Genomic DNA, 14,716 nt, shown 5'->3' on the forward strand with positions numbered 1-14,716 from the left:
ATTTACTCCTTGGGCACGATGCCCAGGGCCGCGAGTTGGCCGAGGGCGGTTTTCTTCTGGTCCTCGGACACGGAGGGGAGCCAGTCGAGGTTATCAACCGCCACGCAGCAACCGCGCCGGAGCACGGTGCAGGGCTGCGCTTCCTCACTGGCCGGGATTTTTTTGGAGATGAGCACGGCCACGGCTTTGTTGGCACAGACGGCCGGTACAGCCTCCACGGCGGGCGTCAGCTCGGTCATGTAGGGCACATAGCGGCCCGCCGCGTCGAGCGCGAGGACCGCGCCGAGTTGCAGAGGAGCAGACAGAGGGGCCAGCTCGCCGGACTCACGGCACCAGCTCATGCTCAGTTCTTCCAGCACGATGTCCGACAACGAACGGGGGGCGTCTTCGCCGCAGGAGTTCAGAGACATGTTACATCATCCTTTGCGCGGCGGCGCGGCGTTCCGCGTCGGCCACCAGCGCGCTTTTGGAGCTTTTCCGAACGTCCGCGCCGGAGGGCAGCGGGCCTCCGGTCACGGAGGCAATGGCCTCAAGCATCTGTTTGCGGGCGTCGGACTCACTTGTGTTGTCGGCTGGCGACGTTTCCGCCTTCTCCCTGCCGAGCAGCGGGGCCAGAGCGGCCAACTGCGCGGGCGTGACCCCGGCTTTGGCAAGCTGCTCCACCTTGGCCGTCACTTCCTCGCCCGCAACGGCCCGTATGAGGGTCATGACCTGCGCCCTTGCCTCGTCTGCGGCTTTGGCGGCTTGCGCCTCGCCCTCGGCCTTGCCCTCGGCGCGGGCGCTTGCCTGGATTTCGGCCAGAAGCTCCGGGGCATCTTTTGCCAGGACTTCCCTTGTGATCTGGGACATTCCCTTTTCCTCCGCTAAAAGATTGATTGCTTCCTCCTCGTCACGGACAATCCGGCTGACAAGGCCCAGCGGTTGTGCCTGGGATGCAACAATGAGCTGGGCTTCTGCCCAGGCTGATTCCGGGGTTTCGAGCGACAGCCGCTCGCGGACATCCTGCCTGAAGATGTCGTGCAGGGTATCGAGCTGCCCCTGGAAATACGCTCGTTCTTCTTCGGAGAGCGGCTTGCCCTCGCGGCCAGCGGCCTTGAATCGACCGCTGCTGATATATTCGAGCTTGACGCCCATATTGGCGTAAAACTCCGACCAGTCGCTCACGCACATGATGACGCCGATGGAGCCGACCAGCGCGGTAGCAGGCGCATAGATGCGCCCGCACGCCGAGGCAAGCCAGAAGGCCGCACTGGCGCACAGGCCATTGGCATAGGCGGCAAGGGGCTTCTGTCGGGCAGCCTCGGCAAGAAAGTCGGCAAGCTCCTTGGTGCCTTGCACCACACCGCCGGGCGAATCTATGGACAGCAGGATGGAACGGACGTCTGTATCTGCCAGGGCCATCTTGACGGCCTCGCGGATGGCGTCATGGCCAAGCATCAGAATATCGTCCGAGAACCTGCTAAGGAGGCTCGTGCTGTCGAGTGGCGCTCCGATGGAAATGACAGCCACGCCGTTCACCACGCGCAGAAGGCGCTCGCTGACGGAGCGCGCAGCATCCTCATGGGGAGGCTGGGAGAGAGCTTCCGGCGATTTGCGCTGTTCCAGCTCGCTTTGCAGGGCCGCGAACAGCGTGGGGGCATATTCTCTGGCAATCGCCCAGGTTTCGTGAGACCGGGCAAGCTCGACGACCTTACTCATTCTCGCCGCCCTCCGCAGAATCCTTGGCCTTGCCCGTAACGCGCTTCGTGCCCTGTTGCGGCAGCAGGCTCCCGAGCATCGCCCGCTCCTCCTGCATCTGCGGCAGCGCGTCCGCAAAATCGCCGCCGCGTTCGGCCCAGGCTTCGCCGTAGGTGGTCAGGTGGTTTTTCAGGGCCATGATGGTGGCCTGGATTTCCTTCACCGGGTCGATGCTGCCCCGCGCCGGGCCGACCCAGGTCGCGCTGCACCAGAACTCCCGGCCTTCGTAGAAGCCGGGGGCCGGGCGCAGGCTGTCGATGTCGTCCGCAAGGCCGAGGAAGTTGCGCAGGTACGCTTCCTCCAGCGCCATTTCCCAGACGGGTTGCGTGTAGAGCCGGGCGAACCAGCGCCGGTAAAACAGGTACAGCTTCCATGCCTCGTTCAGCGCCGCGCGCATGGAGCTATAGTTGGTTTTGGAAAAGTCTTTCGCCAGCGATTCGTAGGGGATGCCGAGCATGGCCGCCAGGGCGCGGAGCACGATTTCGACAAAGGGCGGGAAATTGGCCGAGGGCCGCTTGTTTTCCAGCACATAGGGCTTTTCGTTGGGATTGCCGAAAACCACCGTGCCCGGCGCGATGTCCATGCTCCGCTCCGTCGGCCTCTGTTCCTCTTCCATGCCGTAGGCTTCCCGCACTTCCGGAGGCAGGTCGGCGGTTCCGTTTTCCAGCCCGATGAACACCGGGAAGCTGGCCGCGATGACCTGGGCGAACAGCTCGGAATCCAGCGCGTCATTGAGGTTGCGGAACAGCTTCATGCCGTTGGCCAGCGCGGAAACGCCCCTGACCTGTTCCTCCTCTTCATAACGGAAGAGGTGAAAGACGTTGGGCCGGTGGCCGATGAAGGCCGGGCGGCGGATGAAGGAATCGGAAAAAAGCTGCTGCTGATCCACAGGAATCAGCGAAGGCGGCGGACAGGCCAGCCAGTAGGCCACGGGCCTGCCGTAGCCGGTGAACTCGATGCCGTCCCTGATGTGCAGATCCAGCGTTTTGTCCGCCGGCGTGCACAGGCGCGTGGGGTTCATATCCTGGATGGCGAGGCTGAAGGCGCGCCCGTTTTCAGGGGGGAGCATCACGGGCAGGTGCAGCATCTCCCCCAGACGCAGGATGGAGCTGATGCCCAGGTATTGCAGGTCTTCAAAATGGGCGATGCCGCGCGCGTGGGCCTGTTGCGACCAGGAGGAAAAGGCCCATTCCATCTTTTCCCCGATGGCCACGGCCTCTTCACGGGAAATGCCGAGCAGCTTGTGCGGGATGGAGGATTTGGGCACCAGGCCCGTGCCCACGGCATTATCCGCGATGGTGCGCAGGCCGGATTTCGCGGCCCAGTCGTTGGCCGCGAGATCCGCCGCGCGGCGCTGTGTGGTCAGGCGTTCGCGGATTTGTGCGTCCCTGTTGACCAGCCGCGAGGGATGCCAGTTGGCGATGGTGCCGCGGTACGCCCCGGCGTCACGCGAGGGGCCGGAGACGTGGCGGCCCGTGTTGAGCGGCTGACCGTACTGATTCAGGAGGGCGGTCATAACGGCCTCCTGATCCGCGCACGGACGAAGACGGGGCCTTTGCCGCCGCGATCAAGCGCGGCCAGTTCATTTTCAAGAAAGGAAAGCTGATTGCGGATTTCGGGCAGATCGTAGCGCGTCAGGGCGCGGCCCTGAATCGTGTACGACTTGCCGGTGGAAGCCGCCCGATAGGCGGCCTTCCAGTCGGCAAGCAGGGAGAGGAGTTCTTCGCGGGACCAGATGGACATGCCATGCAATTAGCACGGCAGAAATTGCGTGTCCGGGAATAACGGGAACAACGGGAACAAATGCACCTATATGCACAAAAAATTTTCGAGGGGCATCAAAATGTCGGCGTTGTCGGCGTCGACGCTTGGCAGAGGGCTTGCCGGTTCATACTGCCAAGCTGGCAGCACCGCCTTATTGCTCCAGAAGCTTCATTACTTCGGGACTGCGGGACAATATCTTGAGGAGGGCGCGAGCCGACCCCGCCGGGCGGCGTTTTCCCTGTTCCCAGTTGCGCAGAGTGGCAAGCGGGACATTAATTCGCTTGGAAAATTCTTCCTGTGTCAGGAAAAGACTTTTGCGGATATTCCGAATATGAAGCGCCGTATCCTGTACGGCTTCCATATCATCTTCCGCTTTTTGTTTTGTAATTTCTTCATCGGTTGTGGCGTCTATTTTTGCAAAATTAGCGCGCCCTCCACCTGGACTGTTTATTTCAACCCTGACTATACTCATATTTTTTTACCTCTCTGGAATTTGCTTTGCGTGCTGAGATGATTCTGATAGTCTCTCCTCGCAGGGTATAAACCACACAAAAAAGACGATCCTCTATTTTTCCAAAGGTAATATAACGTGCTTCCCCATAGTCTGCTCGTAAATCCTGTACCGTTATACGGTATGGATCAAAAAAAACATTCGCAGCAAAACGAAAATCAAAGCCACGTTGCAGATAACAGGCATCGCTTTTTTTATCGTCCCATTCAAATTGCATATTTAAAAATAATCCTTTGGCTTACTTTTGTCAAACTTTTCTGCTACAGGCTGAATAAGCTTGCGGCAGTCTTTTTCCCATATCCACAATCCACGCCTGCTGCCTGCCAATCTGTACGCGGGCAGGATGCCGGAATAAACCAGGTTGTAAAATTGCCGCTTACTGCAACCGAGCATGGCGCATGCCTGCCGCCAGTTAAGCTTGCAGCCCTTGTCCAGGGAAGGGCTTTGTTCGTCAGCCACAGCTCACCTCCTGATATGCGCCAGCCGGTCGGCGATGGACAGGCCGCCGCGCCGGCGTTCCATGGACGTTTTCGGCGTGGTCCGGGGCGCGGGCTCCGGCCGCTGCCGGTGTCGGATGTTGAGGATAAAGGCCAGGGCGAGGGCCATTGTCTCACAGTCCCAATAATGGTTGGGCTTGCCGTGCGGGTTGACCCACGCCTGTTTTTCGTCGTCCCAGACTTCGGCGCACAGTTCGCGGGCGTATTGCTCCAAAATGCCGCCCGCGTTGTCGTGCAGGTGGAACGCGCCGGGATCGTCCGGGGCGATGGACAGCTTGTGCGCGAGGTCTGACTTGAAAAAGGTCGTGTCGCAGCGCCAGAGGTTCAGGCCGCCGGGGATTTTGACCTTGTTGCCCCGCGCGTCGGGGAAGTATTCCTGCGGGGCCGGAGTGTAGGGCTGGGACAGGGAGCGCACCCCCTGCCATGGGTACACGCGCCCGCGATGCCGAATCGCCCAGGAGTAGACTTCGCGCGTGCGGCCGCCCATCGCGTCGATCATGCAGGCCCGGACCTTGTATTTCAGGCCGTCCGGGGTCGTGTATTCGGAGTTCCACAAAATCTCGTTGAGCGCCGAGAACGAGGGCGCGGCCCCGCACTGGATAAGCCAGCTCTCTTCCGTATCGCCGTAGCCGAAGGCCCGGATAATGTAGCGGAAATAGCCTTTTTGCTCGTTCACGCCCTGGGTGTCCACGCCGGCCAGCAGGCACGCGACGCGCTCCTTCCCTTCCACCGGGCCGGGCGCGGCTCCGCGCGGGCGGTCGTCGCACAGGGCCAGGATGGAATCTTCGGAGCGGACGACATGCTCCTCCCGCCACGGCTCGGCTTTGTACTGGTTTTGCAGATTCTTGAGATCATCCAGCTTGCCGGATTCCCTGTATTTGAGGGCGGCGGAGGCCACTTCCGACAGACTGACGAAATAGGACAGCCAGGCCGGAATATGGAAACCGATTTTCACCGGTTTGCGCGCCGCAAGGTGCGCGGCGAGATCCAGGCCGCTGGAACGCTCGCGCCACTCGCCCCTGCGCACGGCGCGGTCGCTGTCGTCCCACACCGCTCCGCAGTGTTCGCAGGGATAACAGGCGAGGCGGCGGGTCAAAACCTCTTCCGCCGTCGGCTCCATCTCCGTGCCCTTGTCCGGCCAGTCGATGCGCTCGAAATCCATGAGCTGCGCCATGCCGCAGTGCGGGCAGCGCACCCAGTAGTCGAAGCGCGCCCCGGCCTCACGGGTGAGCGCCGTCCAGATCGGGCCGTCCTCCGTGGTCGGCGTGCTGATCTTGATGATGTGCCGACGGCTGCGCCATGTCGTTGTCCGTTTTTCTGCCAGTACTTCGGACGTGGCCTCGTTCTTCGGGTTCTTGTATTTGTCGAGCTCGTCCAAAACAAGCGTGCGGATGGGCTTGTTGCCCAGGCGGGAGACCGAGCCGGACCACGCCAGATAAATGGGCATATGGGTCAGGTTGACGCGCAGGGAAGACGCATCGTCACCGTAGCCCGTCATGTATTCGCGCAGGCGAGGCGACGCCTCAATCATGGGGATGATGCGGTCCTTGGCGTTCTCGCGGGCCGTGATTTCATCGGGGAACACATACATGACCGGGCCGGGGCTGCGGTCGATGCACCAGCCCACGAAATTGTGGCCGCACTCCGAGCCGCCGGTCTGTGGGCTTTTGCAGATGATCACGGTTTCCACGCCCGGCGTTCCGGCGGCGTCCATGATGCCCGTGAGATAGGGCGTGAAGAGGTTTTTCCACTTGCCCGGTATGCTGGACATTTCCACGATGCGGTATTTTTCCGCCCACTGGCTGACCGGGACAGGTTTGCGATGGCGCATGATTTTGCGCTCGCCTCGGGAAAAGTGAAAGGAGACGGGGCCATTGCCCGCCGCGATATGGGCGGCGACTTCGGCGGCCACGACAGGCGAGAGCCAGCGCGGCACGGACGCTGTGAGCGTCACGCGCCGCACCGGCCCGGTTTGGGGGACGGCACACAGTTCAAACTGGCCTGTCCGGATCATCGGGGCTCCTGTCTCATGCTTCGGCATCCTCCGGTTCGGAAGCTTCGGATTGTCCCGCTTCAAATATCACCTCGAACTCCATTTCCCGGCTGTACTCGTTCAGGGCTTCGTCAAGCATGGTTTCCAGCTTTTCCACCAGCGCGGCCCCTTTCTTCGGATTGCCGTCCACCGTGGCCACAAGATCGAGGTGCTGCGCCTCAAAGGCGGTTTTCAGGCCCGAAGCCAGCGTCACGGCCCGCGCGGCCAGCTCCAGATGCACCTGATCCTTGAGGATGTAGCGGCCCTTCTTGACTTGGAGGTCGAACTCCTCCTTGTCCGCCACAGCCCTGATGCGTCGGATTTCTTCCTCTTCCTTGCGGCGCTGGCGGTCGGCGGCCTTTTCCGCCACGGCGTCCGGTGTGCCGGCCATGGGCAGGCTCGCCATGTAGCGGTCCACGTCCCGCTGCTTGAACGTGCCGTCCGGCTGTTTTTTCAGGCGGCCTTTCTTGATGTCGTCAAACAGCTTGGTTTTGCCGAGCTTGCGCCCGTTTTCGCCCACATAGGCCAGGACGGCCCGCCAGTCCCTGAGATTCGTTGTTGCCTGCATGGCGCTCTCCAGCATTCTGGAGGCGCGATCCAGCGCGGCGAGGTTCGCCTGTGAAGGGTCGTCAAGGGCGGCGCGCTTGGCGTTTTCCTTGGCGGTCAGGAGCACCTGCACGTCCGTGCTGGCGCTCCTGGCAAGCAGTTCCTCCACGTTCTTGTCCGGCATGTTTACTCCGGCAAACCCGCGTCCGGCGTCGGAACGCGGGGTTCAATCCCGGCCACGGCTCCCGCTCATGGCTCCCTCCGTTGATTTTCGATAACGGAGGGAATAAGCTCACAAATGGCGCTTGGTGGGCTTACCCCCTCCAAGTCCAGGGGGCGGCGGATGTTTGAGATCCGTTGCCCCCACCCGCGTTTTTAGAGCAGCGACGCCTGTTCAGGCGCTTTGCTGCCCCATTCGGGCACGTCCCAATTCAGCTTTTCCTTGATGTACGCGGCCAGCACACGGCGGTGGCACTCGTTCGGATCGGCTTCGTAGCAGCAGAGGATAGGATCGGGCGTTTCCCGTTCGATTTCCTGCAAGTAGAGCCTCAGGCTGGATTCCGTGGGGAAACGGTTTTCCAGATCGCGGCGGTAGGCTGCCGCCCAATCCTCGGCCCTGGGGTTGGACGGAGCGAGCTTGGGCGCGCGCGGCCCTGACCAGTAACGCGGTGGCCACTTGGCAATACTGACCTTGCGGCCCTGCGGGGCCTTGCTGCTGAAAAACGATGTCTGAATCACGTTTCTGTCTCCTTTAAAAGGGCACTTCGTCCACTTCGATTTGCTGCGCGGGCGTCTCGATTTCTCCAAGGCGCTCCGCAAGTAGTTGTTCATAAAAATGTTCTTCCACCGGACCTCGCGGGGTGTAGGCCAGGAGAAAATCGACGAGGTCGGACGTGCTCTCGAAACCATACCGCTCGGCCACGATGTCCAGAGGACTGATGGTGGGGTCATGCGTCAACAGGTTCGGCATACGGTGATTGATTTCCCTGATGGTTTCCTTGCCGTGGTCATACAGCGCCGAGTCGATCCTGATCCGATCCCACCAGATGTCGTCATAGAGCTTGTAGTGTTCGCGGGTCATTTCACGGGCCATTTCCCGGCACTCTTTTTTGATGGCCCGCAACGTCTTTTTGTCGATGTCCACGGCTGGCTCCTTGACTTTTGCTGTCTGCGGAGCCAAGCTGACCTTGCATGATGGTGGTCGGATTGGCTCCGCCGCTATCTGGGGCGGCAAGTGGCATTGCCGCCCCTTTTCAGTTGTTCGATATGCCGGGCAGGACGAACTGTCCCTTTTGGATGCTCGCTGAAAGCCGCGGCATTCCCGGCAGGACAAACTGATTGCCAATCCCCCGGTGCCAGATGGTGCGCGGTCGGCTGTCCTGCCAGACGAGCCGCAGAGCGATGGCGAAATACAGTTGCGCGTTGCCGCCGAATTTTTGCGCTCCCTGCCGGGCCAGTGCCCAGGCTTCGTTCATGAGGCGTGCGAGAAATGCACGGCGCGAAGTTTTCATGGCAGTGCTCTTTTTTGATATAAGTTGTTGATTTCGCATAAGAAAACACTACCATAAATTTCTCCTGCGTACAGTAAAAAATGCTGAAAAATCGCCTAGTTGTGAAATTTTTTCAGCCATTCGGCATAGGCTTCCGCCATGCTCCATTTGCCCAGTCTGCCGTAATAGTTGAGCCGGTAGCCGCCATGCTCCGAGCCGTCGAGCCGCTTGTGCAGCTTGTAGATGCCACGGTATTTCATGCTGACCGGATGCCGGGAAAAGGCGGTGGTTATGGCCCATGTCCAGTCTTCCGGTATTTTTTCCTCAAGCAGTCGTTTCACTTCATGCGACTGGATGAACATCAGCACCAGCTTGGAGAGGCGGGGTTCGGCCTCGCTCGGCACAGCCAGGTCGGACTGCTGATAGATTTGCCGGCCCGGCTCCGGCAGCGCCCATTCCGCATGGCCCTTGCCCAGCTTGAAGTCAGCCTTGCCGATGATTTTTCTGTCCAGGCAAAAGGCCACGGAGAGCACAAGGCTGACCAGAATGTAATCCACCCGCGCGGCCATGAACAATTCGTTCAGGCGCACTGTCTGATCGTGGGAGAGCAGCATGATTCCCGGTTCTTCCTTTCCGGTCAGACGCTTGTCGCTCGGGAAGATGGGGCCGGGGGAACGCGAAGTCAGAAAGCTGCGGGTGACGATGGTCTTTCTGCTGTGCCCGGCATAGGCATAGGTGATGCTTTTGCGGCCCTTGTGGACGACGGCCACGGGATCGCCCAGGAGTTTTTCAATTTCCGGCAGGGGGCGCTCCATGATGATCATCCACTGGCGGAACGCCGTAATCTGCTCGTAAATCTCCACGTCCTTAAAGCTGATTTCCGTATAGTCCGGAGCGGCCCATGCAGCCGCAGCCGCGAGCATCCGTTCCTGGTTGATATAGTCCTTGCTGCCGAAGGTGGGCGGCGCGATGAACACGGCATGATCCGGGTCGTGCTCACGAAGGAAGGCAGCGGCGTCCTGGGGAACATAGCCGAAGCCGTCACCCCGCTTCAGGTGGGCGCGGTAGGCTTCCAGCTTGGTCAGCGTCTTTTCCATGAGCCGGGGCCAGTCATGCCGGTAGTTCGCCAGGACGCGCCGATGCCAGGCATTTTTGTTCTGCCAGACCTGGCGCAAATCCAGCATGATGCTCACCGACGCGGCCAGATGGGCGGGGTCTGACAGGTCAAGAAAGCCGCGCAGATGCTCCGGGCAGTCCTCGCGTTCCGTCACATGCAGATGCTCCCCGGCCAGATATGCGCCCAGGGCGGACGTGTAGAGCGTGATGTCGCAGCCGGTGATCCGCCCCTGACAGCCGCCGGAGCGCAGCGCCGCCCCCACCGTGAAATTGCCCGCGCAGGGCAGGAGCACCGGAACGCAGATTTCATCGGCATACGCGGCCAGCACCTTGCGCAGCGGCCCGGCGATGGAACCAAGGAAGCTCATTGCGCGGCCTCCTTTTCTGTCGGCGTGGCGGCTTCCGCAGCCTGCTTTTCAAGGTAGTCCGCTGCAATCTCCATCAACCGCGTCATGGCCAGCGAGCTGTCGCGGATTTTCTCGGCGTTTTTCACGTCCGCGACGATGCGCATGAACTCGTCATACTGCCCCGCCGTGCCGATGTGGACGGCAGAGGATTTTTTCGCCGCGTCGGCCAGCATATCCAGTATTTCCGAAAGCTGCTCCTTCTCCCCGTCCGTGAACATGAATGTGACCATGTGCGCCGGCACCTGCGGAGTGGCAAAGCTCACCAGCTCAACGTCGCCGAGTTCCTTGAGGGATTCGCTGTCCAGACCGCTGTAGAGCTTGTCCTGCACCGATTCGATCTGTGCCCACAGATTGGCAAGGATGCTCTGATCATCCTCGCCCACCAGAGCGTTGTGCGAGAGCTGGATGGCGATGCGGCGGCTCTTGTCCAGTTCCTCGGTAATGACCAGCACGAGGATATGCGGGATGCCTGCCTCAATGCTGGCCTGTACCCGGTGATTGCCCGACAGCACTTCCAGCCGGCCGTCGTCGTGGCGGTAGCAGAGCGGGACCGACGAGAGGCGTTTGTCCGCCGCGATATTGTCCCGGAGCTGACGGAAGGTTTCCCGCTTGAAGAAGCGGGCGTTGTCTTTCAGGAGCGTCAGCGAGGCCGGAGCTGCGATCATCAGGCGCATACCGTCCCCGAACATTTCCCGGCTGATGGCCGCCAGTTCCTCATTGCGTTGTGCGAACGTGTTTTCACTCATGGCTACCCCCAGATATGCAGCAGGTTTTGTGAGGTGATTTTCAGTGCCGGGTGATCGGACATCCACCGCCAGAGCACGGGCGAGCCGTTCTGGAATTGCCAGAACGCCTCGAAGCGTTCGGAATTTTTGCGGCACCAAGTATAATCTCGTTCCCACGAAAAGCCCGTGCTGTCGCCGTTTTCGTCGCGGAACTTGACAAAGGTGATGGGAGCGCCCCGCCACAGCAGATAGGCGCGGGCCACGTCCAGAGGCAGCAGGTCAAGCGGCATGTCGGCGGGCAGAGCGGCCCGCAGGCGGCAGAGTTCGTCCGGCGTGAAGCCGTCTTCCGTGGCCCAGGCCCAGGTCGAAAGCGTTGCGCCCTGTTGTTCCCTGGCATGTATCTGCGGGGAAAGGCCCGCAGGGCCGCTTCCTTTTTCGGAGGCCGTAATTTCGGGCTCCGCCCCTCCCCCCACTTTCAACTGACCAGCGGCAGAAGTGTCCAACTGCCCATTTTGATAAACATCTTGCGTGGTTATCTCGTGTTGTGATACCATACCCTCGTGGGGTGCCGATTCCTTGTCCGGCAGGGAAAGGGACGGGGGCAGGGCAGCGGATACCCACTCGCGGATGTCCACGCCAAGCGTGCAGGCGTCGCCGGGGTCCTTGCCTTCCGGCGTGGGCCAGCGCAGGGAGGCGGGATAGGTCTTTTCCCAAAACTCCACGCCATCCGCGCCGGGGCCGTCGTAGTCCAGGGCGATGCAGACGCGCACGGCCTCGCGGAGCCGGTCATGGGCGGCGGCATCCGGCTTGCCGCGGTTGGTGCGCACGGCCAGCGCGCCGACCACGCCGCCTGTGACGTGGTGGATAAGCATGGCGTCCAGTTCCGCCTCGGTCACAAAATAGGCGGCCAGCGGGCCGGGACGCGAGGAGCGGAGCAGCAGCGGGGCTTTGCAGGAGCCTTCCAGTTCCAGATACTTGGGAGCGCGCTCGGTCAGATCTTCCTTGTGACGGCGGATGCGCAGATTCAAGACACGCCCGTCAGAGGCGAACGTGGGAATGACAATGCCGCGCGGGATGAAAATCTTTGTGCGCTCCTTGCCGTCCGCGCCGGTTTTGGGTTCCAGCCCCAGGGCGGAGCGGGCGCGGTAGCGGCCGGGATACCTGGCGCTTTCGGCCGGCAGGTAGCCAATGCGGTAGTGTCTGACGGCCTCCTCTGTGATCCCGCGCGACGCCAGCCAGCGCAGGGCTTGAGGCTGTTCCCGGATGCTCTCTTCCGCTTCTGCCAACAGCCTGGCGGCATAGGCGGACCACATTTCAGAGGGTTCGGGCCATTGGCGCGGGGTCCAGGCCGGAGCGGCAGCGACGCGACGGGGTTCCGCCGGAGCCCGACGGCGGCGATGCAAGGGCCGCCCGCCCTCAATGCCCAGTTCGGCCAGCGCGGCCTTGAAGTCCAGGCCGTCAATTTTCATCAGATAGGCGATGGTGTCACCGCTGGCCCCGCACTGGCGACATGACCAGATGCCCGTAATGTTGTGGGTGGCACAGATTTCTCCCAGACTCTCGGCGCGATCCGGCCAGATCATGAAGCGGTCGGACTTGCCCGGTTCCCCGCCGCACAGGGGGCAGGGTCCGTTCCAGCCGTTCCCCTGACGTTTTACCGCCGAGCCAAAACGGGATTGATAGAGATTGAGCATATCTGTCCGCATCTGTCCGTTTCCTTTTTTTCTTATCTACTTATTTTATTTGTTTTTTTATGAATATGGACAGGTGGACAGATACGCGGCATAGTCCATGCGCACCTGTGCGCCTGCGCCTGTTGCGCGTGGAAACATGCCTGGAACCTGTCCATCTGTCCGTTTTCTACTTTCTTCCATAATTTCATATCCTTATGCCTCCTGCATGGCGGACAGATGCGGACAGATCACTTGTCAGCCCGGTAATCGGCCAGAGCGTTTTCTCCCTCGGCGTTCAGGCGGATGCCAAGCCGCCAGGAGCCATTGCTGCGCTTGCAGGGGATGTCTTTCTTGTTCAGCATTTCCGAGAACTTCTTGGCAGAAATGCTGAAACGCTTATCCCGGTTCCGCGCGTACCAGATGCAAAAGGCCTCGTGCAGATCGGTTGAGGAAATGCGGGTTTTGTAGGCGTCGGGGTTGTCCTGGTGGGGCTCCTGCTCGCACCACTCGCCGATGAAAAGGCCGACATCATCCCAGGAGGCGCGTTTCTCCCTGGTCCACTCCCGCACCTTGTCCGGGATTTTCAGGCCGTCGCGCAGGTACTCCATGCTCCCCCGCACCATGCGGGCCAGCACGCCCTTGGCCTCGGCCTGGATTTTCTCATCAAGATTTTTGTCCGCCGGGCGCTCGTAAGGCTGCTCCGGGTTCTCCACGAACGAGAGCGGCCACTTGAGCAGAATGGCACGCGACCAGAAGGCCGCGTCATCGGCCTTGGCCTTGGGCAGTTCGTTGGTGGTCATGATGGGCAGGTGCGTTTGCAGCCAGGTCGTCTGCAACTTGTCTTGCAGCCCCCGCGCCGTGATGTACCCGCCGCCGGTGAGTTTTTTCAGCTTGGCCAGGGCGAATCGCTGGCCCTCCTCGGCCTCGTTGATCCAGGCGATGCACATACCGCGCAGGGACAGCACGTCGGGTGAGGGGGCCGAGCTGTTGCGGGTTTGCTGCATCTGGAGAAACATCTCCACCTGCACGTCGCCGGAGAGCGTCTGGCCGAGGACGTGCGTCACCAGCTTGATGAGCGTGTCCTTGCCGTTGCGGCCATGCTCCCCCCAGAAGATGGTAAAGATGTGATCCCGGCGCTCGGTGATGAGGCCGTAGCCGAGCAGACGCCAGATGAAATCCACAAGCTCCTGATCGCCGTCCATTGACGACAGCAAAAACGTGTTCGTCTCCGGGCAGGGGTCGTCCTTCTCCAGAAGCGCGGGGTCATACTCCGTGACGATGGCGTTGAGAATGTATTCCTCGGAGCGGCCCGGCCGGAGTTCGCCGGTACGCAGGTCAATCACGCCATTGGGGCAAGCTTTGACGTAATGCTGTTTGTCGATGTGCTTGGGCAGCACCACCAGGGGATCGCGGATGCGGCGCACCATCTGGAGGAGTTTTTCCTGGCCGCTGGTATCGCGGAGCAGATTGACGCGACGCAGGGCGGCGTCAGCGAGGCTCTGGATTTTGGGCTTGTCCTCCTTGTCGGCTTCGTCGGCCTCCGCCTGTTTGTGCTCCGCGAGCCGGAGATACAGTTCGCACACATCTTCAATGCGTTGGAACGCGGTGTCGTAATCGTCTTCGATCCAATGATGGCCGCCCCATATGAGGAAGCGTTCCCAGTATTTGACATAAATGACGGTTCCCCGGTGCAGACGGCAATACAGCTTGGCATCGCCGACACGGTTCTCGTTGAGATAGCCGATCAATTCGTCGTCGGAGATTTCGAGCTGCTTCACGGCGACGGGCTTCGCTTTCGCGGCCCGGGCTTCCGCTTCCGCCTGACGCCGCCGTTCAACCTTGTCTTTGAGGTTCCTATTTTTATCTTTCATTTTCTATAATCCATTGATTTATATAGATAAAAATAGAAAAGAACGGGCAAACGGCATTCCGTTTTTCCGCCCTTTCCGTTCCGCAGTTCGCGGCCAGAGCCTGAGGTGTGTGCCCCGTTGCGCAGAATTTCAGCCAGGAAGGACCCGCGAGCAGAGGGAGAAGAGCGTTTGGCATCAAGCACGGAACGGTCCGCGATGGACTATTCTGGCCGGGCTGTTTTTTTATGTGGGGGGAACGGGGGGTGTGCCCCTGCTTGTGGAAGGCTGGTAGAGATAGGTGGGCACCATATGGGCACCACAAAACGAAATGAGCCCTCAAAACGAAAACAGGACGCCACATACTATTG

Annotated in this window: 16 protein-coding genes; all 16 read right to left on the reverse strand. The window is 60.9% G+C overall.

The window, feature by feature from the left end:
* Window positions 1–2: 2 nt before the first annotated feature.
* The 16 genes from G7Y51_RS01475 to G7Y51_RS01550 all read right to left on the reverse strand — a co-directional run bounded on the left by G7Y51_RS01475 (window position 3) and on the right by G7Y51_RS01550 (window position 14,369).
* On the reverse strand, window positions 3–410 hold the full coding sequence (locus tag G7Y51_RS01475; RefSeq protein ID WP_165174636.1) for a head decoration protein: 408 nt from the start codon (window positions 408–410) through the stop codon (window positions 3–5).
* A 1-nt stretch (window position 411) separates the two neighbouring features.
* Entirely contained in the window at window positions 412–1,698 is a 1,287-nt protein-coding gene (locus G7Y51_RS01480; RefSeq protein ID WP_165174637.1) for a S49 family peptidase, read from the reverse strand.
* The gene (locus G7Y51_RS01485) at window positions 1,691–3,253 is read right to left on the reverse strand and encodes a phage portal protein (RefSeq protein WP_165174638.1); all 1,563 of its coding nucleotides are present in this window, start codon (window positions 3,251–3,253) and stop codon (window positions 1,691–1,693) included. Before G7Y51_RS01485 ends, G7Y51_RS01480 begins: the two co-directional genes overlap by 8 nt.
* Window positions 3,250–3,480 (reverse strand): DUF6148 family protein, encoded by a 231-nt coding sequence (locus G7Y51_RS01490; RefSeq protein ID WP_165174639.1) that lies wholly within the window; start codon window positions 3,478–3,480, stop codon window positions 3,250–3,252. The genes G7Y51_RS01485 and G7Y51_RS01490 overlap by 4 nt, the downstream gene beginning before the upstream one ends.
* Before the next feature lie 172 nt (window positions 3,481–3,652).
* The gene (locus G7Y51_RS01495; RefSeq protein ID WP_165174640.1) at window positions 3,653–3,973 is read right to left on the reverse strand and encodes a helix-turn-helix domain-containing protein; all 321 of its coding nucleotides are present in this window, start codon (window positions 3,971–3,973) and stop codon (window positions 3,653–3,655) included.
* Window positions 3,954–4,229: a BrnT family toxin gene (locus tag G7Y51_RS01500; RefSeq protein WP_165174641.1), complete on the reverse strand. Its 276-nt coding sequence runs from the start codon at window positions 4,227–4,229 to the stop codon at window positions 3,954–3,956. The genes G7Y51_RS01495 and G7Y51_RS01500 overlap by 20 nt, the downstream gene beginning before the upstream one ends.
* A gap of 2 nt (window positions 4,230–4,231) precedes the next feature.
* Window positions 4,232–4,471 carry a helix-turn-helix domain-containing protein gene (locus G7Y51_RS01505; protein ID WP_241160089.1) on the reverse strand — a complete coding sequence of 80 codons (240 nt, stop codon included), beginning with the start codon at window positions 4,469–4,471 and terminating at the stop codon, window positions 4,232–4,234.
* Between the two features lie 3 nt (window positions 4,472–4,474).
* On the reverse strand, window positions 4,475–6,523 hold the full coding sequence (locus G7Y51_RS01510; protein WP_165174642.1) for a terminase gpA endonuclease subunit: 2,049 nt from the start codon (window positions 6,521–6,523) through the stop codon (window positions 4,475–4,477).
* Window positions 6,524–6,536: 13 nt separating this feature from the next.
* Window positions 6,537–7,271: a hypothetical protein gene (locus tag G7Y51_RS01515; RefSeq protein ID WP_165174643.1), complete on the reverse strand. Its 735-nt coding sequence runs from the start codon at window positions 7,269–7,271 to the stop codon at window positions 6,537–6,539.
* 191 nt (window positions 7,272–7,462) lie between these two features.
* Window positions 7,463–7,825, reverse strand: coding sequence for a DUF488 family protein (locus tag G7Y51_RS01520; RefSeq protein WP_165174644.1), 363 nt, complete (start codon window positions 7,823–7,825; stop codon window positions 7,463–7,465).
* A 13-nt stretch (window positions 7,826–7,838) separates the two neighbouring features.
* The gene (locus G7Y51_RS01525; protein WP_241160090.1) at window positions 7,839–8,231 is read right to left on the reverse strand and encodes an iron receptor; all 393 of its coding nucleotides are present in this window, start codon (window positions 8,229–8,231) and stop codon (window positions 7,839–7,841) included.
* 109 nt (window positions 8,232–8,340) lie between these two features.
* On the reverse strand, window positions 8,341–8,598 hold the full coding sequence (locus G7Y51_RS01530) for an alanyl-tRNA synthetase (RefSeq protein ID WP_165174646.1): 258 nt from the start codon (window positions 8,596–8,598) through the stop codon (window positions 8,341–8,343).
* A 95-nt stretch (window positions 8,599–8,693) separates the two neighbouring features.
* Window positions 8,694–10,061, reverse strand: a complete 1,368-nt coding sequence (locus G7Y51_RS01535) for a hypothetical protein (RefSeq protein WP_165174647.1) — start codon at window positions 10,059–10,061, stop codon at window positions 8,694–8,696.
* Window positions 10,058–10,846, reverse strand: a complete 789-nt coding sequence (locus G7Y51_RS01540) for a ParB N-terminal domain-containing protein (protein ID WP_165174648.1) — start codon at window positions 10,844–10,846, stop codon at window positions 10,058–10,060. Before G7Y51_RS01540 ends, G7Y51_RS01535 begins: the two co-directional genes overlap by 4 nt.
* A gap of 2 nt (window positions 10,847–10,848) precedes the next feature.
* Complete coding sequence (locus tag G7Y51_RS01545; RefSeq protein WP_241160091.1) at window positions 10,849–12,531, reverse strand: primase-helicase zinc-binding domain-containing protein; 1,683 nt, start codon at window positions 12,529–12,531, stop codon at window positions 10,849–10,851.
* A gap of 215 nt (window positions 12,532–12,746) precedes the next feature.
* Window positions 12,747–14,369: a phage/plasmid primase, P4 family gene (locus tag G7Y51_RS01550; protein ID WP_165174649.1), complete on the reverse strand. Its 1,623-nt coding sequence runs from the start codon at window positions 14,367–14,369 to the stop codon at window positions 12,747–12,749.
* Between the last annotated feature and the right edge of the window lie 347 nt (window positions 14,370–14,716).

The organism is Desulfovibrio sp. ZJ369 (assembly GCF_011039085.1).
Taxonomy (GTDB): Bacteria; Desulfobacterota; Desulfovibrionia; order Desulfovibrionales; family Desulfovibrionaceae; genus Desulfovibrio.